Below are 21362 nucleotides of genomic sequence, written 5' to 3'. Positions count from 1 at the left end.
ATAGATTTTATTATTTATTTAGTTCGTGTTGTCAAAATAGCGGGATTGTTAAATGGCAAATAAATTTTTCAATTCTTGAAGCGTATTGATTTGAACCACATTTTTAGGGGCTGGTGCTTCAAATGGATTAAAAAACAGGGCTTGAATACCAAAATCTAACGCTCCTTGAACATCGGCAATTAAGCAATCGCCAATCATGATACTTTCCGTTTTAGTGGCTTTTGCTTCGGTCAAAGCATGTTCAAAAATCAGAGGATGCGGTTTTTTGACACCCGCCATTTCTGAGTTGGTTATGGTTTTGAAAAAAGGTTTTAGTCCAGAATTTTCCATTTTTCTATCTTGTATTTGAGCAAATCCGTTGGTTATAATGTGCAATTCATAATGGTTGGACAAATAACTCAAAACCTCGAGGGCTCCGTCAAACAAATGATTAAAATCAGGAAGGTATTCTAAATACAGATGAGACAAAAGGTCTATTTCTGTGTCTGAAATGGGATACGCTAAAGCATCAAAAGTATCTTTCAACCGCTTGTATTTCAAGTCTTGGTGCGTAATTTTGTCCACTTGATACAATGCCCAACATGCTTGGTTGATCGGCACATAATGTTTAATAAACCTATCGGTGTTGATCGTTGGATGATGGGTTTTGAAAATGGTAGCAAATGCTTTTTCAGAATTTTTATCAAAATCCCATAAAGTATGATCTAAATCAAAAAAAATATGTCGAATATGCTGTAAATCCATATAAAAATTATTAATTTTAATATTTAAAAAGCTTATAAATTACCATTATCGGCAAAGCTAAAGTAATTATTTGTTGATACGATGATGTGGTCTAGTACGGGGATATCTAAATTGTCGCCTGCGGTTTTTAATTTTTTGGTCAATTGCATGTCCGAAGGGCTGGGACTAATGTTACCAGACGGATGGTTATGAGACAATATTATTGAAACAGCATTTTGTTCAAAAGCAATTTTAAAGATGATTCTTAAATCGGCTATTGTACTCGTAATTCCTCCTTTGCTAATTTGAGATTTATAAATCACTTTATTGGCATTATTCAGATACATTACCCAAAATTCTTCGTGAAGCAAGTCTCCAATCAAAGGTTGCATCAATAAAAAGGCATCTCTAGAACAAGTAATTTTAGAAAAATTCAAACTATCTGCAACACGTCTGCGACGACCTAACTCCATGGCTGCCAAAATAGTTATGGCTTTTGCTTCGCCAATTCCTTTAAAATCAGTCAATTGTTTTAAAGTAAATTGTCCAAGTTGGTTCAAATTGTGTGAGGCACTTGCCAAAATTCGTTTGCTTAAATCAACGGCACTTTCGTTTTTACTGCCCGAACCAATTAAAATGGCAATCAGTTCGGCATCACTTAGTGCCAATTGGCCTTTTAGCATCAATTTTTCTCGTGGCCTGTCGTCTTCAGACCAGGATTTGATGGAGAGATTTTGAGACATATTGACTGTTTTTTTTGAACTGTAGCAATATAAAAAAGAGTTTCAAAATTTTGAAACTCTTTGATATAAAAAACTCACAAATATTTATAAATTTGGGATTCTTAAAACTTGCCCTGGATAAATCTTGTCAGGATCGGTTAGCATTGGTTTGTTTGCTTCAAAAATAACGTCATACTTTTTAGGATCGCCATATACTTCTTGTGCAATTTTTGATAGCCAATCGCCTTCTACAACGGTATGAAATCTGGCTTCGGGAGTAGGATTTGCAACAGTCATTTGGTTATCAACTGTTTCTACGCCTTCAACATTTCCAACAGTCAAAGCAATTTTTTCTGCATCTTCTTGATGTGCCACTTCGCCCGAAATAACTACACTATTATCGGCAGTAATGCTGATTTTTAATGAATTAAATGGCAAATGATGTGATTGTACGTGTGCCAATAAAGCACTTGCTTTTAAAGATGCTTTTTCTGCTGCAGGAGCCTCTTCTTCTTTTTTGCCAAAAATTTTAGCACCAGCGTTTTTAATAAATGAAATTAAACCCATAGAATTATTTTATTTAAAATTAATAATTTCAAATGTAGCAACTATTTTTGAAACTCGCAAATATTTTTATCGACAAAATAAAAAAAATATCGGACAAATTAGTCTTAATGTTACTCAGTCCTTTGTTTCATTTGGCGTTTCTTTGTAGTGATAGATTATTTTGGAATTGTCATACCCTCCCCAGTAATAGGGTTCTGGTAAAGTTTCTTCTTCTTTTTGGAGGTTAAAAAAATAACCATTTTCGTCAAATTGTTTCATAAAAGGATCGTCATTTGGATTATAATTAGGCATTTCCCAGTCATAAATAGGTGTTTTTTTATAATCAGACATGTCCAAACTAAAAGCCAACAGCAAGCCCGTTATCATGCCTGCCAAATGCCCTTCCCACGAAATATGTAGGTCTGAATTTGGAAAAATATACCAAATTAATCCGCCATACCAACTGATGATGCTTAATGATAAAGCCAACAAACGATAGTGTTTTGTAATAACTCCCTTAAAAAACATGAAACTTACCAATACATATATCAAACTACTAGCTCCAATATGGTAATTGCTTCTGCCAATAATCCATGTAAGCAGGCCAGAAAGTAGTATTCCAATTATTAATACAATATTTCTTTGTTTGTTATAAAAATACTCTAAAGCTGCTAATAAAATAAATATAGGTAACGAATTATTACACAAATGTTCAAAATCCGCATGAATAAAAGGACTGAAAATGATGCCTTGCAATCCCAAAAAAGTTCTTGGATAAATGCCATGTGGCGAAAAGTCGAACCCAAACCGCCATTCAAACCAATAAACAACCCACATGAATAACACCCCCGAAAGGGGCAAAACGAGTACAGAATTTGTAAATTTGAATTGATTTTCCATACACATAGCCTATCAAATATGCTTCCAATTGATAGGTAACTGAAAATTTGTCAGTATCAATGGGAACAAATGCATTTTTGACTTGAATCTGCCCAACAAAAAAATAAATTAAAAATTAAATCTAATTTTGTTGGACGTTATGGGTATTTATCGTAATATTGCAATATAAAGATATAACAAATGGGAGTTTCAAAAACAAATGTTTTTTCTGATCAATATAATGAACTAGCGGTCATTTTCAAGGCACTTTCTCATCCAGCCCGCATTGCCATTATAGAATATTTACTGGAAGTAGATGCTTGTATTTGTGGAGATATTGTAAATGAATTACCATTAGCACAATCTACGATTTCTCAACATTTGAAAGAACTAAAAAATGCCAAAATCATCAAAGGCACTATCGAAGGTACGGCTATTTGCTACTGTTTAAATCCTGAAATCTTACATTTTATAGAGCATTATTTTTCAAAAATGAATGTAAAAATCCATAATAAATGTTGCTAAATCAAATTTTAACTTAATAAATAAAATATTATGACATTATCTCAATTTAAAGAAGCTATTCAAACTGTTACCTCTTTTAGTATTCAATTGCCTAACGGAACTTTTGTTCCGCCACATTTTCATATTACAGAGATGGGCTTACTTACCAAAAATTTTATCGATTGTGGCAACGTTGTCCGTGAGGAAAAAAATATTACATTTCAAGTATGGTTTGCGGGTGATGTGGACCACCGATTGACGACTGAAAAAGTGAATAAAATTATTGTGGCATCCGAAAAATTATTCCAAAGTGCTGATTTAGAGCTTGAAGTTGAATATCAAGACGCTCAAACTATTGGCAAATTTGGTATTGCATTTGTAAATGGCATTTTTCAATTAACAACAAAACAGACCACTTGTTTGGCACAGGACCATTGTGGTATTCCAGCAGATAAAATGGAACCAGTCATAGGAAATTGGAAGCCAAAAGAAACCTCTTGTTGTTCGCCAAAATCGGGTTGTTGTTAATAAATTAATGTGAAAAATCTAAAAAATCAAAAGAATCAAAAAAACTTTGAGAACTTAGTACATTCTTGGTTTCTTTGTGGTTAAAAAAATTATATATGTTTGAAAATTTATCAAAAAACTTGCAATCTATTGCTGCTATTTCAGTTTCAGATGAACGAAAAAAAGTTTTGAAACCTTTAGCGGATTATATTCAAAATAAAATCAATTCCAAACAAGAAATTCGGCTGAACTTTATTTGCACACACAATTCTCGACGAAGCCATTTGTCGCAAATTTGGGCCCAAACGATGGCTTTTCATTTCGGAATCAAAAATATTTTTTCCTATTCTGGCGGCACTGAAGCCACAGCCATGTTCCCAAAAGTAGTTGAAACACTATCAAATCAAGGATTTCAAATTCAAAAAGTAAGCCATGAAAATAACCCAGTATATGCCATTAAGTTTAACGAAAATCAACATCCCATCATCTGTTTTTCAAAAACTTATTTTGATGATTTTAATCCAAAAAACAACTTTGCGGCCATCATGACTTGCAATAACGCAGATGGAGGTTGCCCCATGGTTTTGGGTGCAGAAGCAAGATTTCCAATTAAATATGACGACCCAAAAGCCTTTGATGGTACCGATACAATGAATGAAAAATATAAAGAACGAAGCATGCAAATTGCTTCTGAAATGTATTATATTTTTTCGCAATTAAAAAATATATAATACAAAATAGCCCTCAAAAACTGATTTGTTGCGTAAAATTAACAAATATAAAGAAATATTTTATTTTAAATACAAATAAAAATCGTACAGTTATGAAAAAAAGATTGAATTTTTTAGATCGTTATTTAACGCTTTGGATTTTTTTAGCCATGATAATTGGTGTTGCCATTGGCTATTTTATTCCAAACACAGCTTCTTATATCAATTCCTTTTCTTCTGGCACTACTAATATTCCGTTGGCTATTGGACTGATTTTAATGATGTACCCGCCTTTAACAAAAATCGATTTTTCGGCTGTGCCGCTCATGTTTTCAAAACTTAAATTGCTTACGGTTTCGTTTTTGATTACATGGATTTTTGGCCCTTTTTTAATGTTTGTATTGGCAACATTTTTTCTAAAAGACTATCCCGAGTACATGACGGGTTTAATTATTATTGGGATTGCTCCTTGCATTGCGATGGTCATTGTTTGGAACGAGTTAGCCGATGGAAACAGGGAATTAACTGCTGGATTAATTGGTATCAATAGTTTAATTCAAGTATTTTTTTTTAGTTTGTATGCCTATTTTTACCTCAAAATCATGCTGCCTTTTTTCGGAATCAAAGGTATAGAACTAAACATTACAATGTCCGAAATTGCAAAAACAGTGGGCATTTATCTTGGTATTCCGTTTGCAATGGCAGTCATAAGCCGTTATACTATAAAAAAATATTTAGGAAAAAAATTTTTTAATCAAAAATTCATACCATTTGTATCACCCATCACTTTGATAGCATTGCTGTTTACCATAGTAATCATGTTCAGCTTAAAAGGCGACATGATTATCGATTTACCATTAGATGTGCTTCGTATTGCATTGCCTTTGGTACTTTTTTTTGCTATTATGTTTTTTCTTATGTTTTTTGTGTCCAAAAAAATGGGGGCTTCTTATAAGGACGCTGTTGCACTGTCATTTACAGCTTCGGGCAACAATTTTGAATTGGCCATAGCCGTTTCAATTGGTGTTTTTGGTATCCATAGTGGTCAGGCCTTTGCGGGTGTCATTGGCCCTTTGGTAGAAGTTCCAGCTTTGATAATTTTAGTTAATGTTGCATTTTGGTTTAAGAAAAAATGGGATCATTAATTTTTTTAAGAATAATTTCTTATTTTAAAATATATATTTGTTTTTTTTATTTTAATTTATAATTTTTTAACACGTATATTTCTTTATTTGGGTATAATATTATTACGTATGAATATTTTTTTATCTTTATATAATCTTTATATTTTGCACTCAAAATAGAATATTATATATATAGTAAAGGTCTTAACTTTGTCGAAAATAATTAGAAATGGACAAGTTATATATAAAAAAAGATTTAAACCCCTATTTAATAAGTATTTTATCGGTTGTATTTATTTCATTGATTGGAATATTAATTAGAGATTCAATAGACTATAGAATATTAGGTTATATATTATTAGTTTTAGTTTCTATTCTTGCTATTTTTTTAGAAATCAAACCTGTACTGTTAGCAGCTTTTTTAAGTGCTTTGACTTTAGATTTTTTATTTATAAAACCTTACTATACTTTGCATATTGATAGAGCAGAAGATGCTTTCTTGCTAATTATGTTTTTTATTATTGCATTTATTAATGCAGTTTTAACTAACAAATTTAGAAACATGCAAAAAGCTATTCATACAAAACAAACAAGAGCAAATACTTTAAAACTATATAACACTTTATTAGATTCTTTATCTCATGAATTGAGAACTCCAATTGCAGCAATTCTAGGCTCAATTGATACTTTACAACAAAAAGAGGTTCAATTATCAGTAAAAACTCAACAAAAGTTACATAGCGAAATTGAGAAAGCATCTATGAAGTTAAATTATCAAGTCGAAAATTTATTAAATATGTCTCGTTTGGAATCTGGATATATTCAACCAAAATTCGATTGGTGCGATGTTAAAGAAATTATTTATAATGTTTGTAGTCAACTTTCGGAAGAGCTTAAAAATCATAAAATTATTTATACAATAGAAGAAAATCTCCCTCTTTTTAAATTAGATTACGGTTTAATGGAACAAATTGTGTATAATTTAATTTTTAATTGTTCACAGCACACTCCAAAAGGGGCTAAAATTGAAATTTGTATAAAATATGAAGTAGATGTTGACTATGATATACATATTGATTTGATAAAAAAGTGTAAAATCACCATAGATGATGATGGTTTTGGCTTTCCAGTTGATGAAATAGATAGGGCATTTGATAAATTTTATAGATTCAAAAATTCAAAAACAGGAGGTACAGGATTAGGGTTATCTATTGTAAAAGGTTTTGTTGAAGCGCAAAACGGAATAATAACTTTAAAAAACAATGAACTCGGAGGAGCTACTTTTGAAATGATTTTTAATGTAGATTGTATTTCTATAAATTCACTAGAAAATGAATAATAAATTTTCGATTTTAGTAATAGATGATGAAATTCAAATAAGAAAATTATTAGAAATTTCATTAGAAGCAAATGATTATAAAGTTGAATTTGCAAGTAACGGAACTGAGGGATTAACTTTGGTAGCAAAAATTCAACCCGATTTAGTTTTGTTAGACTTGGGTTTACCAGATGAAGATGGTCAAAATATCCTAATAAAATTAAGAGAATGGTATTTTAATCCAATAATTATTCTGTCAGTTAAAAGTTCCGAAGTTGAAATAGTAAAAGCCCTAGACAACGGCGCAAATGATTATTTGACAAAACCATTTCGAACCCAAGAATTATTAGCTCGAATGAGAACAGCTTTACGAGTAAATGCAGTTCAAAATACAGAGCCAATTGCTTCATTTGGAAATGTTTCTATTGATTTAGTATCTCGAGTAGTGAAGGTTAATAATGAAATTTTAAAACTTACAGCTACTGAATATACACTCCTTATTTTATTATTCAAAAATGATGGTAGAGTTTTAACACATCAATATATTTTAAAAGAAATTTGGGGAAATAGTTATTCTGATCAAACCCAGTATTTGCGAGTTTTTGTAGCTCAATTGCGAAAAAAAATCGAAAAAGACCCAAACCGACCAAAATATATAGTTACAGAGTCGGGTGTTGGTTATCGATTCAATACCAGTTAATTAACATCTAAAATTTATTTAATAATATTTGAATTACATGTCAAAACATCGTAATACAGAATTCTTATGTCTTATTTAAAAAAACATTTAAACTTTAATCTCTTAAACTAAAAAAATGAATATTTCAGCAAAACAAAAAGTAACAGCAGCTACATTATTGGTAGCATTAGGAATAATTTATGGTGATATTGGTACATCGCCTTTGTATGTAATGAAGGCTATAATTGGCAACAGACCAATAAACGAATTACTTGTTTATGGTGCAATTTCGTGTGTATTTTGGACCTTGACATTTCAAACCACTTTTAAATATATTTTACTCACATTATCTGCTGATAATCATGGTGAGGGTGGTGTTTTTTCTCTTTATGCACTTGTAAAACGCTTCGGAAAAGGTAAACTTGTAATTCCTACAATTTTGGGTGCCACTTGTTTATTAGCTGATGGAATTATTACGCCACCAATATCCGTAGCATCAGCTGTAGAAGGGTTGGAAGCAATTGTTCCAAACTTGCCTACAATTCCTATTGTAATAGCAATTTTATCAGGAATTTTTATTTTTCAACGTTTTGGTACACAAAAAGTTGGCAGTATTTTTGGACCAATAATGATTATTTGGTTTACAATGTTATTAGTATTAGGTTTGTCTCAAATTACCCAACATTTAGAAATATTGAAAGCATTAAACCCTATATATGCTTTTGATTTACTTACTAAATATCCAAAAGGATTTTGGCTCTTGGGAGCTGTTTTTTTATGTACAACAGGAGCAGAAGCGCTATACTCTGATTTGGGACATTGCGGAAAAGAAAACATCAGAATTACATGGATATTTGTAAAAACCGCATTGGTTTTTAATTATTTAGGGCAAGGTGCATGGTTGATGAATCAAGGAAATGAATTTTTAAATGGTCAAAACCCGTTTTATGCTATAATGCCACAATGGTTTTTAATTATCGGAATTGTTATTGCAACTTTGGCTACTATTATAGCATCACAAGCTTTGATAAGCGGTTCCTTTACTTTGATTAATGAGGCAATTTCATTAAACTTTTGGCCAAGAGTTGCCTTAAAAAATCCAACTAATTTAAAAGGGCAAATATATATTCCATCGGTAAATACAATTTTATGGATTGGTTGTGTATTGATGATTTTATATTTTAAAAACTCATCAAATATGGAAGCCGCTTATGGGTTTTCAATTACGGTTGCTATGTTAATGACAACTTTGTTATTATCATATTATCTTATTTTTATTAAAAAAATTAAATTGGGATGGGTTGCTATTATTTTATTGATTTTTTCAATTATTGAAATTTCTTTTTTCTTAGCTAATGTGGTAAAAATTAAAGAACGTTGGATGTTTTTATTCTTTGAATTATTCATTTTTATGGTAATGTACATTTGGTATTATTCAAGAAAAATAAATAATAAGTTTTTAAAATTCACAAATCTAAAAGAACAAACAAGTTTATTAAACGAATTGAGTGAAGACGACTCCATACCGAAATATGCAACACATTTAATTTATTTATCTAAAGCGGATAAAAATTATGAAATAGAAGAGAAAATAATAAAATCTATTTTTGCTAAAAAACCAAAAAGAGCAGATGTTTATTGGTTTTTGCATATCAATAGAACGAATGAACCTTTTACATTAAACTATGAAGTTGAAGAGTTATTGGATGATAAAGTAATTAAAATCATTCTTAATGTAGGATTTAGAATTCAACCCAAAGTAGAATTATATTTCAAAAAAATAGTGCAAGAATTAGTAGAAAGAAAAGAATTGAAATTACATATTCGACCAGATGGTTCTACAAAATATAATAACGAGCCTGACTTTAAATTTGTAATAATTGAAAAATTTATTTCGGTTGAAAATGAGTTTACCTTTAAAGACGGTTGGATGTTAACTTCTTATTTTTGGTTAAAAAAAATATCATTATCGGATGAAAAAGCTTTTGGATTAGATAAAAGTGATGTTGCTATTGAAGAATATCCTATGGTCTATTCGCCTTTAATAAAGCTTGATTTAAATAGAAAAAAATAATATTTTTGCACAATGAAAAAAATAATTTTAATATTTACGTTATTCCTTTTTTCCTTTTCCTTTTCTCAAGAAAATAAGGAGCTAAAAACAATCTTTTCAGGATTTATAGAAACCTATTATTCTTATGATTTTAATAAAAATTTGAATGATACCAAAGTGCCTTTTATGTACAATTTCAACAGGCACAATGAGTTGAATATAAACATTGCATTGCTTCGTGCCAAGCTAGAATTTGATAATGTATATGCAAGTATCGCTTTACATTCTGGTTCGTATGTAGAAGATAATTATGCCAGCGAAAAAATAAAATACCTAAACGAAGCTTTTGTTGGCTTGTATTTTGATAAATTAAAAAAACATTCGCTAGAAGTAGGTATTTTGCCAAGTTACATTGGGTTTGAATCGGCTTCAACAGCATCCAACTTGACACTTTCTCGTTCTATTTTGGCAGAAAATTCACCCTATTTTATGACGGGAATAAAATACAACTTCAAACCTTCCGATAAATGGAATTTTGCAGTATTGCTCACCAACGGTTGGCAACGAATTGCAAAACCAAACAAAGAGGTAGCACCATCTTTTGGTTCGCAAATAGTGTATAAACCTAGTGGGGATGCAACATTTAATTGGAGTACCTTTGTGGGGAAAGAATATAATGGAGCAGGATTTGCAATGCGTTATTTCAGTAATTTGTACTACGATCAAAAATGGAATACCAAATGGCGCACCATTGCAGGATTTGATATAGGAAATCAAGAATTAAGTAATAAACAATCTGCAACTTGGTTGAGTCCTATTTTTATAGCACAATACAGTATCAATCCAAAATGGCAAGCGGCTTTCAGAACGGAGTATTATCAAGACAAAGAAAATGTAATTATCGCAACTTCTGATGCTTTTGAAGCATTTGGTTTTTCTTTGAATTTGGATTATTTACCCAATTCAAAAGTAAAATTAAGAAATGAAGCTCGCTACATGAATAGTAAAAACAACGTTTTTGCAGATGCCTCTAGTTTGGTTCCTTCTACATTGTTTTGGACTACAAGTTTGAGTTTTGAGTTTTAATATTAAAATAGACTATTTTTTTTTGCAGGTTTAATCTCGTTAATAGTAGCATCCATTTCAAACTTTTTATCTTAATTTATTAAATAAATGTAAATTTATATTGGTCAAAATATTTTATTTTGGATGCTACTGTTTTTCTAGCGGAGTAAGTCCACTTTTTTCGGCGTTGCATGGGCGTTTTTATTTGTCAATTGATCCAAGAACCCGTTTCATAAAAGTATTAAGTGCCTCTTTTTTGTCTAAGCCGTCTTTGGTCATTTTGTGAACTTCGAGTGCTCCATACATATTGGAAATCAACTCAGCAATAACATCAATTTCTTCATCTTTCATACTCGATACTTCTGTCAAAGCTTCCAATACTTCTATGGTTTCTATCAAATAATCTTGGTCGTTGTCTTCTATAAATTGCGTTAAATGTTTGATTACAGGCAGTTTCATGTGGGTATGGTTTATTTGATTTCGTTTACCAGTTCTATTAAAACATCGGCTTTATTGGTTTGGGTTTCGTTTACTAATTGTCCTCCAACAAAGGTGGCAAAAGTAGGTAAATTAGAAACATTAGCTAATTTTCTAGATTCAGGACTATTTTCGGCATCCACCAATACAAAAGTCATGGCCTCGTTTTCTGTTGCCAATTTTTTAAATTTTGGTTTCATAATCCTACAATTACCACACCAAGAAGCAGAAAATTGCACAACTACTTTTTCGTTGGTATTCACTATATTCTGAAGCGTGTCTTCGTTTAATTCTATTAACATCTTATTTTTTTATTTTGAAATGAAACAATGGTTTTAAAAAACTTCCAAACTCTGAAACATCCAGAGTTTGGAAGCTAATAATTTTTTTAGTGCGAGCCCAAATAAGCAGCCGTACTATTTCTGTTGGCATTCATAGCATCTTTACCTTTTTCCCAGTTGGCCGGACACACCTCGCCATTTGTTTGAACGTGTGTATAGGCATCAATCAAACGGAGGTATTCTGCTACATTTCTTCCTAATGGCATATCATTTACACTTTCGTGGAATATTTTTCCTGTTTCGTCTATCAAATATGTAGCTCTAAATGTAACGTTTGACCCCTCGATGATAACAGAATCTGTATCTTCGCTATAGCTTGTAGCGTCGATATCTAAAATACCCAAAATATTGGATAAATTACGATTGGTATCTGCTAATATTGGGTACGTAACGCCTTCGATACCTCCTGCATTTTTTGGGGTGTTCAACCAAGCAAAATGCACTTCGTTTGTATCGCAAGAGGCACCAATTACTACGGTGTTTCTGCTTTCAAAATCGCTTAAAGCTGCTTGAAAAGCGTGTAATTCTGTTGGGCAAACAAATGTAAAATCTTTTGGATACCAAAACAACAATACTTTTTTATTATTTTTAGTGGCTTCTTCAAAAATGTTTAATTTTAAATTATCGCCTTCGTGCGAAATGGCATCTACTGCAATACTTGGGAATTTTTTTCCTACTAATGACATAAGTTTTATTTTAAATGATTCATATTGATTTTGATATTGCAAATTTATACATTAAAACAGTAGCTTACGTATCAATATTGATTATTTGTTTTTATTTGTCCATCAATAATATTGATGATTGAATAATTTGTTTTTTTTAGCTATCAAAAAATTAAATTATATATTGGTTTGCCAATATTTTTAATATATTAGCAAAAAAATTAACAAACTAATCCAAAACGAAATGAGTTTTAGCAAATTATTCAGAAAAAAGACAGTTCAAGATATACTGAAACAAGTAGAGCAAAACAATTTGGACGGACATGGGTCGTTGGGCAAACATTTAAAAACCAAAGATTTAGCGGCCTTTGGTATAGCCGCCATAGTTGGTGCTGGAATTTTTAGCACCATTGGAAAAGCCAGTTTTGATGGAGGCCCTGCCGTCATATTTTTGTTTTTATTTACTGCTGTTGCCTGTAGTTTTGCAGCGTTTGCCTATGCCGAATTTGCTTCGATGGTACCAGTTTCGGGGAGTGCCTACACTTATTCGTATGTGGCTTTTGGCGAAATTATCGCTTGGATTATCGGTTGGGCACTTATTATGGAATATGCTATTGGCAATATTACAGTGGCCATTTCGTGGAGTGATTATTTTACAGGACTTTTAGATAGCATGGGATTGCATCTACCACAATATATTCAAATGGATTATCTGACGGCAAGTAATGGTTTTAAAGAAGCAACTGCACTCATGCAAAATGGTAAGTCATTTGATAATTTGCCTGATAATTTAAAACATGCTTTTACGGCTTGGAACAGTGCCCCAACTATTGGATCATTTCATTTTGTGGCAGATTTGCCAGCCTTGTTGATTATTTTTATTATTACCGCTTTGGTTTATAGAGGGATGAAAGAATCCAGAAATGCGAGTAATATTATGGTTGCTGTTAAGCTTTTTATTATTTTATTGGTAATTGCGGTTGGTGTTTTTTATATCGATACAGACAATTGGCACCCTTTTGCACCAAATGGGGTGGCGGGTATTTTGAAAGGGGTTTCGGCGGTGTTTTTTGCCTATATTGGCTTCGATGCCATATCTACAACTGCCGAAGAGTGTGAAAATCCACAACGTGATTTGCCTCGTGGCATGATGTATGCCATTGTTATATGTACTATTTTATACATTGTGATTGCTTTGGTACTTACAGGAATGGTGTCTTATAGCACCCTCAATGTAGGCGATCCATTGGCATTTGTGTTTGAAAAATTGCATTTAAAATGGCTGTCGGGTGTTATTGCAGTAAGTGCTGTTATAGCCATGGCCAGCGTTTTGTTGGTTTTTCAAATGGGGCAACCCCGTATTTGGATGGCTATGAGCCGAGATGGGCTTTTGCCAAAACGATTCTCAAAGGTGCATCCAATATATAAAACGCCCTCTTTTGCAACCATTGTTACAGGATTTGTTGTAGGTGTTCCTGCTCTTTTTCTTAATTTGACTATGGTAACAGATCTTTGTAGTATTGGTACTTTGTTTGCTTTTGTGTTGGTTTGTGCTGGAGTTTTAATTTTGCAAAACAAACCCAATATTCCTCGAGGAAAATTCAAAACGCCTTATATAAATGCTAAATATTTGATGCCTATTGGGCTTGTGTTGGGCGTTGTGATGGGATTTTATTTTAATGAAAAAGCAGTAATGCGATTTTTGACCAATGAAAAGCAAGTTAATGCTCCTGCCGCAATTGTTACGGCTTTAAACCAAGAGCAAGCTTTGAATGTTGTTCAGTTTTTAGCTCAAAAAGATGCCAGTATCGACCCTTCTAAAGCTCCTGATCTGGATGAAATATTGAGCAATTATCAAGAAAATGACGAACAATACAATCAAGTTGTTGCCCATTTACCCATAGCAGAATCTATTAAATACGAAAGTGGTTTTAGCTTGTTTAAACACAAAATACCAATGTGGATTTTTCTATTATCACTTATTGGTTTGAGTATTTGGACTTTCAAACAAAATTTGTCTCTTATCCCGCTTTTAGGGCTTATTTGTTGTTTGTATATGATGGCCGAATTGAGTGTTTGGAATTGGATTTATTTTACGGTTTGGTTGCTTATTGGTTTGGTTATTTATTTTAGTTTTAGTCGAAAAAACAGCAAATTGAATGTGTAATTAATGAATAATACCTATAAAAAAGGCAAATCCAATAGATTTTTCGAGAGTATAAGCCATGGTTGTTGATTGTAATACAACTATGGTATTTTTTATTTTGTAATTCAGAAGCTGATTGATAACCCAAGTGTTTTGTGTGAGGGATAGCAGTGGAAATCCTTTTTTGTTTTTTTCTTTAAAAAACAAAAAAGATTGCAACGGATAGCCCGACCCGTAGTTTACGGAGGGGCACACCCAAAATATTATGTGCTACAACTTTGATTGTTTTTAAAGCTACTTCAATTGTAATTTTTTTTAGCTTTAAATGCTTATTTTTTTAATTTTAATTAGAAAAAACCGATAAAGCTGGCTGGGCTTGATGCTGAAAATTCCAAAGTGCTTGATTTTCCCAGGCAGAACCGTTGGTGGCCGTTGGGCCGTTGTATGCCACCCATTCGGCGCCCCAATAACAAAAACCAATTCCCTTTGGCACCTTGGTGATGATGGTTTTGATTTGATTTAAAAATTGCTGCTGTCCTGAGGCAGAGGCTTCAAATTCAGGCAAAATTTGACTGTTTAATCCAATGATGTTGTTGGTATAATCGTTCCAAGTAAGGGTAAAAGGATAGGCTGTTTCGGCAATAAATATAGGTTTATTTTGTGCATTAGATATTAATTCTAGGTTTTGTTCTAAATCTATTAGACTTTTTCCGTGCCATATAGGGTAATAACTCAAGCCAATGATGTCGTAATCGATGTCTTGCATTTGATTGAAAAACGACAAGGCTTGGTTGTGTCCCGCCAGATGCAAAATAATTTTTGTATTGGGATTATGAGCCCTTACTGCTGCACAACCTTGTTTGATGAGCATTTTGAAGTTGGCTAAATTTTGAATTTGCCCATCGGGAAAAAGGAATCCGTTGTTGATTTCGTTGCCAATTTGGATGTAATCGGGTTGAATTTGCGACATGATTTTTGAGGTATATTGAAAAACGCTGTCTTTTAATTGATTGAAAGTACAATTTTGCCAATGTTGGGGTTTTGTTTGTGTGCCAGGGTCGGCCCAAGTATCAGAATAATGAACAGACAACATGACTTTGAAGCCTTTACTTTTCATTTCGTTTGCCAATAAGCGAACGGATGCCAAGTTAGAAACCGACCCATCTGGGTTTGGATTGTTCCAGATACGAAGTCTAATGGTATTGGCACCTGCAGTTTTTAGGGTGGTTAGCATGTCTTCGGTTTGACCGTTTTGGGATTGAAAAACAATGCCGCTTTGTCTGATTTTTGGCAACAACGACATGTCTAAAGCCTTGATTTCTAGCACTTTTTTAGGAGTTTCGACTTGTGGCTGCGGCTCGGATTTTGAACAAGCCACCACAGCCACCACCAAACTTAGCAGTATGATTTGATGAAATAATTTCATATTATGATCATGATTGATGGTTTTTTTTATTCATAAATACAATTGATTTGAAAAGAGAGAATGGGGTGCAGAAATTAAATTGATGTCGAACTTAAGCGAAGGTTCTATCCTAGAACTTGCATTATGAATTCTGAATGAAATTTGCCAGCCTTCATTTAGAGTAACTAGTAAGGTTGTTTTTGAGTTTTCTTGATAAACAACTTCAATTAATCTATTAGGTAATTTTAATCTTTGAATTTTAGCTTTTGGTTTTATGTTTTTAAATGGTAAATTTAATGTTCCGAATAAATTATAAGCTTGAATTTCAACTTTATTTTTTCCTTTTATAACCTTATAAAAATCTTGTTTACCGATTAAATATTCTATTAATTTTTCAGCAATTATGCCTGAATTATCAGCATCTAACCTTAACAATTCTTTTTTAAATGCGTTTAATATAGGAACATAGACCGACTCATGATAGTTTCCTAATGTGTCCCATTTTTGAGTTGCTTTACTAGACGATCTTAAAAATGCTAGATTATCGAAAACAGGTTTTATTTCATTAAAATATGCCAATGAGCAAGGAATATTTAACCATTTTGACCCAAAATCAATATCATTAGATAATCTGGAATGTTTTACTGCACGATGATTATTTTTAGCAGAAATACCTATTTCCCAATTTTGTTTAGAACGGATGGCAATAACATCCCTTACATCGCCACTTTGTCCCATTTTATCCGAAACTATTTCAAGTTGTAAAACATCATCTGGATTTATACTATTATTCAAGCGAGGTTCAATATCAAGTAGGAAATTAATATCCTATCAATAAAATTCCTTTTAATGGTAAATGAAGACGGTTTGAAATGTATAAAGTTTCTAAAAAAGTATGAATAATTTCAAAATCTTTATGTCCTCGATAAATATTTCTTACAACTATTACTAAATATTCTACTTCAAACATCATACAAGCTTGAAAAATATCTTTTAAAAATTGATTATTTTCTGTGGCTCTTCCAGCTTCTATTTCTATTACAATTTTTCCATCTTTGGAAAGTGCATCCGCATTAAATGATTTATCAATTTTGTTATCATAACCAAATAAAACAGGAACATGAATTTTTTTCTCTTTTGATTTTCCAGTTTCACAAATAAAATCAATCTTTTCTAAATGAGGCCTGATTATTTCTAAAACCTCATTACTTGACAAATTAAAATCAGGTGATTTAATTTTATCAACTTCTAATTCAAAACAAGTTATAATATCTCTTATAGTTTTTGTTATTCCTTGTGAACGAGGAAAAAATTGAAATCTAATCATTTTGTTGCCCTAGTTATTAAATTTATTAGTCTATCATTTGTAAATTCAATTTCATCATCCTCAACAAAAAAAAATATCTTTTCATCGATATAATTTGCTTCTTGTGATACATATTTGCCGTTTTTATCCAATAATAATTCATTTAGAGAATTAGTTGAAATTAATACTGATTCACCATTTAATAATTCAATTTCACGAATTCTAAAAATAATATTTTGAAAACAAGTTACATTCATCTTTATTTTAATTTAAACTTTTACACTATAAAAAAACATGCTTTCTATTCATAGGTTTCCCAAATATCTTTATCATATTCATTTGCCCAAATGACATCAAAACCAGCTTTTTGAAAACCTAAATCAAGTCCTCCTGCTCCTGCAAAAAAAGAAACTATTTTCATAATTTTAAATTTTTAACACAATTTCATTATTTTAATATAAAAATATTATTTAAGTTATAAATATTTTTTTTCCTTAAATCAAACATCAAAACTTTGCATCATGACAAGTTTTTTATACACACCGTTTTGTTGGATCAGTTCGTCGTGCTTGCCTTGTTCTACAATTTTGCCTTTTTGCATTACTACAATTAAATCGGCTTTTTGAATGGTTGATAGTCGATGGGCAATAACAACAGAGGTCCTGTTTTGCATCATGTTTTCCAAGGCTATTTGCACATATTTTTCGCTTTCGGTATCCAGTGCCGATGTGGCTTCGTCTAAAATCATGATGGGCGGATTTTTCAATACGGCTCTGGCAATGGCCAATCGTTGTTGTTGTCCGCCAGATAACATATCGCCTGCATCGCCTATGTTTGTTTCAATGCCTTTGGGCAAATCCCTTACAAATTCATAAGCATTGGCTATTGTAAGGGCTTCAATAATTTCGGCATCGGTTGCGTCATTTTTTCCAATCAAGAGGTTGTTTTTTATGGTGTCGTTAAACAATATACTTTTTTGGGTTACCAGTCCAATCAAGCCTCTTAAATCGTGCATTTTCAGGTCTTTGATGTCTATTCCGTCTATACAAATTTGTCCCTTTTGCACGTCATAAAAACGGGTTAATAAGCTGGCAATGGTACTTTTTCCTGAACCCGATTGTCCAACAAGTGCTACTGTTTTGCCTTTTGGAATGGTTAGCGAAAAATTTTCTAACACATTGTCATTCTGGTATTTAAAATTAATATTGTTAAGGCTTATGTTGTTTTCAAATGTTTTTTTATCTAGGGCATTTTCTTTATTGGTTATTTCATTTTCAACTTCTAATACTTCAAAAACACGTTGTGCAGCGGCCATCCCGCTTTTTACAGCATAAGAGGCTTTTGAAATGGATTTTGCAGGAGTCAAAATATTGTAGGCCAATCCCATATAGGCCAAAAATTGTGCTCCTTCTAAAACGGGTTTTCCATTGGCTAGTTTTTCTATAAGCACCATATTGCCACCATACCAAAGCAAAATGGCTATAACGATGATGCCCATAAACTCGCTAAACGGCGAGGCTAAATTGTTTTTTCTACCAATGGTGTTGGACAGTGATAGCAATTTTTGTGTAGAATTATGAAATTTTTCTTTAAATTTGTTTTCGGCATTATAGCTTTTAACAACTTTTAATCCAGAAAGGGTTTCTTCGACGATAGAAATTAAATACCCCCCTTCTGTTTGTATATTTTGAGATTTAGATTTTAAGGTTTTTCCTATTTTTGAAATGATATATCCTGAAATTGGTATGAATATAAATACAAAAAGTGTTAATTTGGCACTAATAGCAAACATGGTAGCTATCGTAAATACGATGGTCATAGGCTCTTTGACTATCAATTCTAAAATAGCAAAAAAGGAATTTTGCACTTCGCCTACATCGCCAAGCATTCGGGCCATGATATCGCCTTTTCTTTTTTCGGAATAATAAGATATGGGCAATTCAATAATTTTATTGTACATCAAATTGCGTAAATCTTTGAGTACACCATTTTTTAAGTGCATCAAATGATTGGAAGCCAAATAGTTGAACAGATTCTTGAGCAAAAATGTTACAATTACCAAACTTACTACCAATATCAAAGCCATTTCGGGGCCATTAGTTTTGGACAAACTGTTGATTTGATAATACAAATATTGCTTGCCAAATGACGTAATATCCCAAATGGAATTCAGCACGGGTTTTGTTATTACTTTGTTTTCGTTTTTAAACAAAACATCCAACATAGGAATCAACGCAATAAAAGATAATGTACTAAAAAGTGCATACAAGATATTGAAAATAACATTCCAAACAACATGAAATTGGTATGGTTTTACAAAAGGAATAATTTTCTTTAAATTTTCGTCCATTTTTTATAATTAAAAAAAACAACAAAGTAGCTTACTGTAATCCTACTTTGTTGTTTGAAAGGTTATGATTTATAGTTTCAAATCAGTTACTATTTTTTTGATTTTTTGGTCTAGTTGTTCTCCTACAATACTGAAATCTTCAACCCGGTCTAAAGGAGCATTTACACTGATGTAGAACTTAATTTTAGGTTCTGTTCCACTTGGTCTAGCGGCTATTTTGGCTCCTCCTTCGGTGTAATAAATCAAAACATCTGATTTTGGAATTGCCATGTTTTCGGTTTCGCCAGTCAATATATTTTTGGCTATGCCCGTTTTATAATCTTCAACCATGACTACCCTTTCGTTGGCTAATTCTAGCAACGGATTGTCTCGTAAATCTACCATCATTTGATTGATGGCTGCCAATCCTTCCATTCCTTTTTTGGTCAAAGATATCAAGTGTTCTTTATAAAATCCATGATCAACATACAAGTTTAACAACTCTTTATATACACTGCTACCATTGGCTTTAGCTTGTGCGGCAACTTCGCAAATTAATAAAGTTGAGGCCACTGCATCTTTGTCTCGAACAGCATCGCCCACCATGTAGCCAAAACTTTCTTCGCCTCCACCAATAAATTGAAGTTCAGGAAAATCTTTAATCATTTTGGCAATCCATTTAAAACCAGTAAGCCCAACTTTGCATGTTACACCATAATTATGAGCCAACTCCATCATCATTGGAGTAGATACAATGGTAGAGCCCACAAATTGATTGCCGTTGATTTTGCCAGCATTTTTCCATTTTTCTAGTAAAAACGCCGTCATCAAAATCATGGTTTGATTGCCATTTAGCAAGGTCATTTCACCATCGTTGTTGCGAACAGCTATGCCCAATCTATCACAATCGGGGTCGGTACCAATCACAATATCAGCCCCAATTTCGTCTGCAAGTTTTAAGGCAAGTGTTAGGGCTTCGGGCTCTTCTGGGTTTGGCGATTTTACGGTTGGAAAATTGCCATTCGGTTCGGCCTGTTCGGCTACTATATGAACATCCGTATAACCCGCAGCCAACAGGGTTTGAGGCACTGCCGTTATAGACGTGCCGTGCAACGAGGTAAACACAATTTTTAAGCCATCTCGAGCGGATTGGGCAGTATCAAAACTGGCATTCTCGACAGATGATTTCACAAAAGCCGCATCAACTTCGCTGTCTATATAAGTAATCAAATGCTCATTTGATGTAAATAAAATATCTTCATACTTTAAATTTTCAATAACTTGGATGATTTCTTTGTCTTGAGGCGGTACAAGTTGCCCACCGTCTTGCCAATATACCTTGTAGCCATTGTATTCTGGCGGATTGTGTGAGGCCGTCAATACAATTCCAGCATGACATTTTAAATGTTTTAAGGCAAAACTCAACTCGGGAGTAGGTCGTAAATCCGAAAACAAATATACCATGATACCATTTGCCGAAAACACATCGGCTACCACTTTTGCTAAACTCTTGCTGTTGTGTCTGCAATCATAAGCTATCACTACTTTGATTGGTTCATCAGGAAATGATTGTTTTAAATATTGGCTTAAACCTTGAGTGTTTTTGCCCAACGTATATTGATTGATGCGGTTGGTACCAATACCCATGACGCCTCGCATTCCACCAGTGCCAAACTCTAAATTTTTATAAAAACACTCTTCTAGCTCTTTTGGATTTTCGGCCAACATGGTGTTGATAGCTTCGTGAGTAGCAACATCAAAAATAGGACTAAGCCATTCATTAACAGTGTTTAAGATGTTTTGAGGGATGTTCATATTCAATTAGTTTAATAGTTTTTTATAATAAATGCTTTTGAGGCTAAG

General features: G+C 32.5%; 23 protein-coding genes. 9 read left to right on the top strand and 14 right to left on the bottom strand.

The window, feature by feature from the left end; translation table 11 throughout:
* Window positions 1-48: 48 nt before the first annotated feature.
* The 4 genes from FBFL15_RS12500 to FBFL15_RS12485 form a co-directional block, all read right to left on the bottom strand.
* Window positions 49-744 carry a YjjG family noncanonical pyrimidine nucleotidase gene (locus FBFL15_RS12500; protein ID WP_014084935.1) on the bottom strand — a complete coding sequence of 232 codons (696 nt, stop codon included), beginning with the start codon at window positions 742-744 and terminating at the stop codon, window positions 49-51.
* Between the two features lie 32 nt (window positions 745-776).
* A complete protein-coding gene (radC, locus tag FBFL15_RS12495; RefSeq protein WP_014084934.1) occupies window positions 777-1466 on the bottom strand; it encodes a RadC family protein in 690 nt (229 codons plus the stop codon).
* A gap of 84 nt (window positions 1467-1550) precedes the next feature.
* Window positions 1551-2012 (bottom strand): peptidoglycan-binding protein LysM, encoded by a 462-nt coding sequence (gene lysM / locus FBFL15_RS12490; RefSeq protein ID WP_014084933.1) that lies wholly within the window; start codon window positions 2010-2012, stop codon window positions 1551-1553.
* A 114-nt stretch (window positions 2013-2126) separates the two neighbouring features.
* Window positions 2127-2891, bottom strand: a complete 765-nt coding sequence (locus FBFL15_RS12485) for a rhomboid family intramembrane serine protease (RefSeq protein WP_014084932.1) — start codon at window positions 2889-2891, stop codon at window positions 2127-2129.
* Window positions 2892-3071: 180 nt separating this feature from the next.
* On the opposite strand from FBFL15_RS12485, the gene FBFL15_RS12480 reads away from it, so the two are divergent.
* From FBFL15_RS12480 to FBFL15_RS12445, 8 genes are all read left to right on the top strand, one after another.
* Complete coding sequence (locus tag FBFL15_RS12480; RefSeq protein ID WP_014084931.1) at window positions 3072-3395, top strand: ArsR/SmtB family transcription factor; 324 nt, start codon at window positions 3072-3074, stop codon at window positions 3393-3395.
* Between the two features lie 30 nt (window positions 3396-3425).
* A complete protein-coding gene (locus FBFL15_RS12475) occupies window positions 3426-3902 on the top strand; it encodes a DUF6428 family protein (RefSeq protein WP_014084930.1) in 477 nt (158 codons plus the stop codon).
* Between the two features lie 95 nt (window positions 3903-3997).
* Window positions 3998-4612: an arsenate-mycothiol transferase ArsC gene (locus FBFL15_RS12470; RefSeq protein ID WP_014084929.1), complete on the top strand. Its 615-nt coding sequence runs from the start codon at window positions 3998-4000 to the stop codon at window positions 4610-4612.
* Between the two features lie 92 nt (window positions 4613-4704).
* Complete coding sequence (gene arsB, locus FBFL15_RS12465) at window positions 4705-5736, top strand: ACR3 family arsenite efflux transporter (protein WP_014084928.1); 1032 nt, start codon at window positions 4705-4707, stop codon at window positions 5734-5736.
* A gap of 208 nt (window positions 5737-5944) precedes the next feature.
* On the top strand, window positions 5945-7054 hold the full coding sequence (locus tag FBFL15_RS12460; protein ID WP_014084927.1) for a sensor histidine kinase: 1110 nt from the start codon (window positions 5945-5947) through the stop codon (window positions 7052-7054).
* Window positions 7047-7733, top strand: a complete 687-nt coding sequence (locus tag FBFL15_RS12455; protein WP_014084926.1) for a response regulator — start codon at window positions 7047-7049, stop codon at window positions 7731-7733. Before FBFL15_RS12460 ends, FBFL15_RS12455 begins: the two co-directional genes overlap by 8 nt.
* Before the next feature lie 115 nt (window positions 7734-7848).
* Window positions 7849-9786, top strand: coding sequence for a KUP/HAK/KT family potassium transporter (locus tag FBFL15_RS12450; protein ID WP_014084925.1), 1938 nt, complete (start codon window positions 7849-7851; stop codon window positions 9784-9786).
* Window positions 9787-9798: 12 nt separating this feature from the next.
* Window positions 9799-10851, top strand: a complete 1053-nt coding sequence (locus FBFL15_RS12445) for a porin (RefSeq protein ID WP_014084924.1) — start codon at window positions 9799-9801, stop codon at window positions 10849-10851.
* 180 nt (window positions 10852-11031) lie between these two features.
* Here FBFL15_RS12445 and FBFL15_RS12440 read toward each other — a convergent pair whose 3' ends face one another.
* From FBFL15_RS12440 to FBFL15_RS12430, 3 genes are all read right to left on the bottom strand, one after another.
* Window positions 11032-11289, bottom strand: coding sequence for a DUF6952 family protein (locus tag FBFL15_RS12440; protein ID WP_014084923.1), 258 nt, complete (start codon window positions 11287-11289; stop codon window positions 11032-11034).
* Between the two features lie 11 nt (window positions 11290-11300).
* Entirely contained in the window at window positions 11301-11609 is a 309-nt protein-coding gene (locus tag FBFL15_RS12435) for a thioredoxin family protein (RefSeq protein ID WP_014084922.1), read from the bottom strand.
* 86 nt (window positions 11610-11695) lie between these two features.
* On the bottom strand, window positions 11696-12334 hold the full coding sequence (locus FBFL15_RS12430) for a peroxiredoxin (RefSeq protein ID WP_014084921.1): 639 nt from the start codon (window positions 12332-12334) through the stop codon (window positions 11696-11698).
* A gap of 223 nt (window positions 12335-12557) precedes the next feature.
* Between FBFL15_RS12430 and FBFL15_RS12425 the strand changes: the two genes are divergently transcribed.
* Window positions 12558-14480 (top strand): amino acid permease, encoded by a 1923-nt coding sequence (locus FBFL15_RS12425; RefSeq protein ID WP_014084920.1) that lies wholly within the window; start codon window positions 12558-12560, stop codon window positions 14478-14480.
* Window positions 14481-14802: 322 nt separating this feature from the next.
* Here FBFL15_RS12425 and FBFL15_RS12415 read toward each other — a convergent pair whose 3' ends face one another.
* The 7 genes from FBFL15_RS12415 to FBFL15_RS12390 form a co-directional block, all read right to left on the bottom strand.
* A complete protein-coding gene (locus FBFL15_RS12415) occupies window positions 14803-15885 on the bottom strand; it encodes a glycoside hydrolase family 53 protein (protein ID WP_014084919.1) in 1083 nt (360 codons plus the stop codon).
* A 30-nt stretch (window positions 15886-15915) separates the two neighbouring features.
* Entirely contained in the window at window positions 15916-16659 is a 744-nt protein-coding gene (locus FBFL15_RS12410; protein ID WP_197535530.1) for a HaeIII family restriction endonuclease, read from the bottom strand.
* A gap of 25 nt (window positions 16660-16684) precedes the next feature.
* The gene (locus tag FBFL15_RS12405; RefSeq protein WP_014084918.1) at window positions 16685-17191 is read right to left on the bottom strand and encodes a hypothetical protein; all 507 of its coding nucleotides are present in this window, start codon (window positions 17189-17191) and stop codon (window positions 16685-16687) included.
* A complete protein-coding gene (locus tag FBFL15_RS12400) occupies window positions 17188-17427 on the bottom strand; it encodes a hypothetical protein (protein WP_014084917.1) in 240 nt (79 codons plus the stop codon). The genes FBFL15_RS12405 and FBFL15_RS12400 overlap by 4 nt, the downstream gene beginning before the upstream one ends.
* Window positions 17428-17471: 44 nt before the next feature.
* Window positions 17472-17591, bottom strand: coding sequence for a DNA cytosine methyltransferase (locus tag FBFL15_RS16025; protein WP_231847467.1), 120 nt, complete (start codon window positions 17589-17591; stop codon window positions 17472-17474).
* Window positions 17592-17669: 78 nt separating this feature from the next.
* Entirely contained in the window at window positions 17670-19520 is a 1851-nt protein-coding gene (locus FBFL15_RS12395) for an ABC transporter ATP-binding protein (RefSeq protein ID WP_014084916.1), read from the bottom strand.
* A 69-nt stretch (window positions 19521-19589) separates the two neighbouring features.
* Window positions 19590-21314: a phospho-sugar mutase gene (locus tag FBFL15_RS12390; protein WP_014084915.1), complete on the bottom strand. Its 1725-nt coding sequence runs from the start codon at window positions 21312-21314 to the stop codon at window positions 19590-19592.
* Between the last annotated feature and the right edge of the window lie 48 nt (window positions 21315-21362).

This window comes from Flavobacterium branchiophilum FL-15 (genome assembly GCF_000253275.1).
GTDB lineage: Bacteria > Bacteroidota > Bacteroidia > Flavobacteriales > Flavobacteriaceae > Flavobacterium > Flavobacterium branchiophilum.
The sequence above is the reverse complement of the archived record's forward strand: the minus strand, read 5'-3'. Positions and strand labels throughout refer to the sequence as shown.

Excerpts from the sequence above, each read along its gene's own strand:
- FBFL15_RS12405 (WP_014084918.1), bottom strand. The coding sequence starts at position 17,191 with ATGATTAGATTTCAATTTTTTCCTCGTTCACAAGGAATAACAAAAACT.
- FBFL15_RS12480 (WP_014084931.1), top strand. The coding sequence starts at position 3,072 with ATGGGAGTTTCAAAAACAAATGTTTTTTCTGATCAATATAATGAACTA.
- FBFL15_RS12430 (WP_014084921.1), bottom strand. The coding sequence starts at position 12,334 with ATGTCATTAGTAGGAAAAAAATTCCCAAGTATTGCAGTAGATGCCATT.
- FBFL15_RS12425 (WP_014084920.1), top strand. The coding sequence starts at position 12,558 with ATGAGTTTTAGCAAATTATTCAGAAAAAAGACAGTTCAAGATATACTG.
- FBFL15_RS12415 (WP_014084919.1), bottom strand. The coding sequence starts at position 15,885 with ATGAAATTATTTCATCAAATCATACTGCTAAGTTTGGTGGTGGCTGTG.
- FBFL15_RS12440 (WP_014084923.1), bottom strand. The coding sequence starts at position 11,289 with ATGAAACTGCCTGTAATCAAACATTTAACGCAATTTATAGAAGACAAC.
- FBFL15_RS12400 (WP_014084917.1), bottom strand. The coding sequence starts at position 17,427 with ATGAATGTAACTTGTTTTCAAAATATTATTTTTAGAATTCGTGAAATT.
- FBFL15_RS12390 (WP_014084915.1), bottom strand. The coding sequence starts at position 21,314 with ATGAACATCCCTCAAAACATCTTAAACACTGTTAATGAATGGCTTAGT.
- lysM (WP_014084933.1), bottom strand. The coding sequence starts at position 2,012 with ATGGGTTTAATTTCATTTATTAAAAACGCTGGTGCTAAAATTTTTGGC.
- FBFL15_RS16025 (WP_231847467.1), bottom strand. The coding sequence starts at position 17,591 with ATGAAAATAGTTTCTTTTTTTGCAGGAGCAGGAGGACTTGATTTAGGT.
- arsB (WP_014084928.1), top strand. The coding sequence starts at position 4,705 with ATGAAAAAAAGATTGAATTTTTTAGATCGTTATTTAACGCTTTGGATT.
- FBFL15_RS12435 (WP_014084922.1), bottom strand. The coding sequence starts at position 11,609 with ATGTTAATAGAATTAAACGAAGACACGCTTCAGAATATAGTGAATACC.
- radC (WP_014084934.1), bottom strand. The coding sequence starts at position 1,466 with ATGTCTCAAAATCTCTCCATCAAATCCTGGTCTGAAGACGACAGGCCA.
- FBFL15_RS12455 (WP_014084926.1), top strand. The coding sequence starts at position 7,047 with ATGAATAATAAATTTTCGATTTTAGTAATAGATGATGAAATTCAAATA.
- FBFL15_RS12470 (WP_014084929.1), top strand. The coding sequence starts at position 3,998 with ATGTTTGAAAATTTATCAAAAAACTTGCAATCTATTGCTGCTATTTCA.
- FBFL15_RS12485 (WP_014084932.1), bottom strand. The coding sequence starts at position 2,891 with ATGGAAAATCAATTCAAATTTACAAATTCTGTACTCGTTTTGCCCCTT.
- FBFL15_RS12460 (WP_014084927.1), top strand. The coding sequence starts at position 5,945 with ATGGACAAGTTATATATAAAAAAAGATTTAAACCCCTATTTAATAAGT.
- FBFL15_RS12450 (WP_014084925.1), top strand. The coding sequence starts at position 7,849 with ATGAATATTTCAGCAAAACAAAAAGTAACAGCAGCTACATTATTGGTA.
- FBFL15_RS12475 (WP_014084930.1), top strand. The coding sequence starts at position 3,426 with ATGACATTATCTCAATTTAAAGAAGCTATTCAAACTGTTACCTCTTTT.
- FBFL15_RS12445 (WP_014084924.1), top strand. The coding sequence starts at position 9,799 with ATGAAAAAAATAATTTTAATATTTACGTTATTCCTTTTTTCCTTTTCC.
- FBFL15_RS12395 (WP_014084916.1), bottom strand. The coding sequence starts at position 19,520 with ATGGACGAAAATTTAAAGAAAATTATTCCTTTTGTAAAACCATACCAA.
- FBFL15_RS12500 (WP_014084935.1), bottom strand. The coding sequence starts at position 744 with ATGGATTTACAGCATATTCGACATATTTTTTTTGATTTAGATCATACT.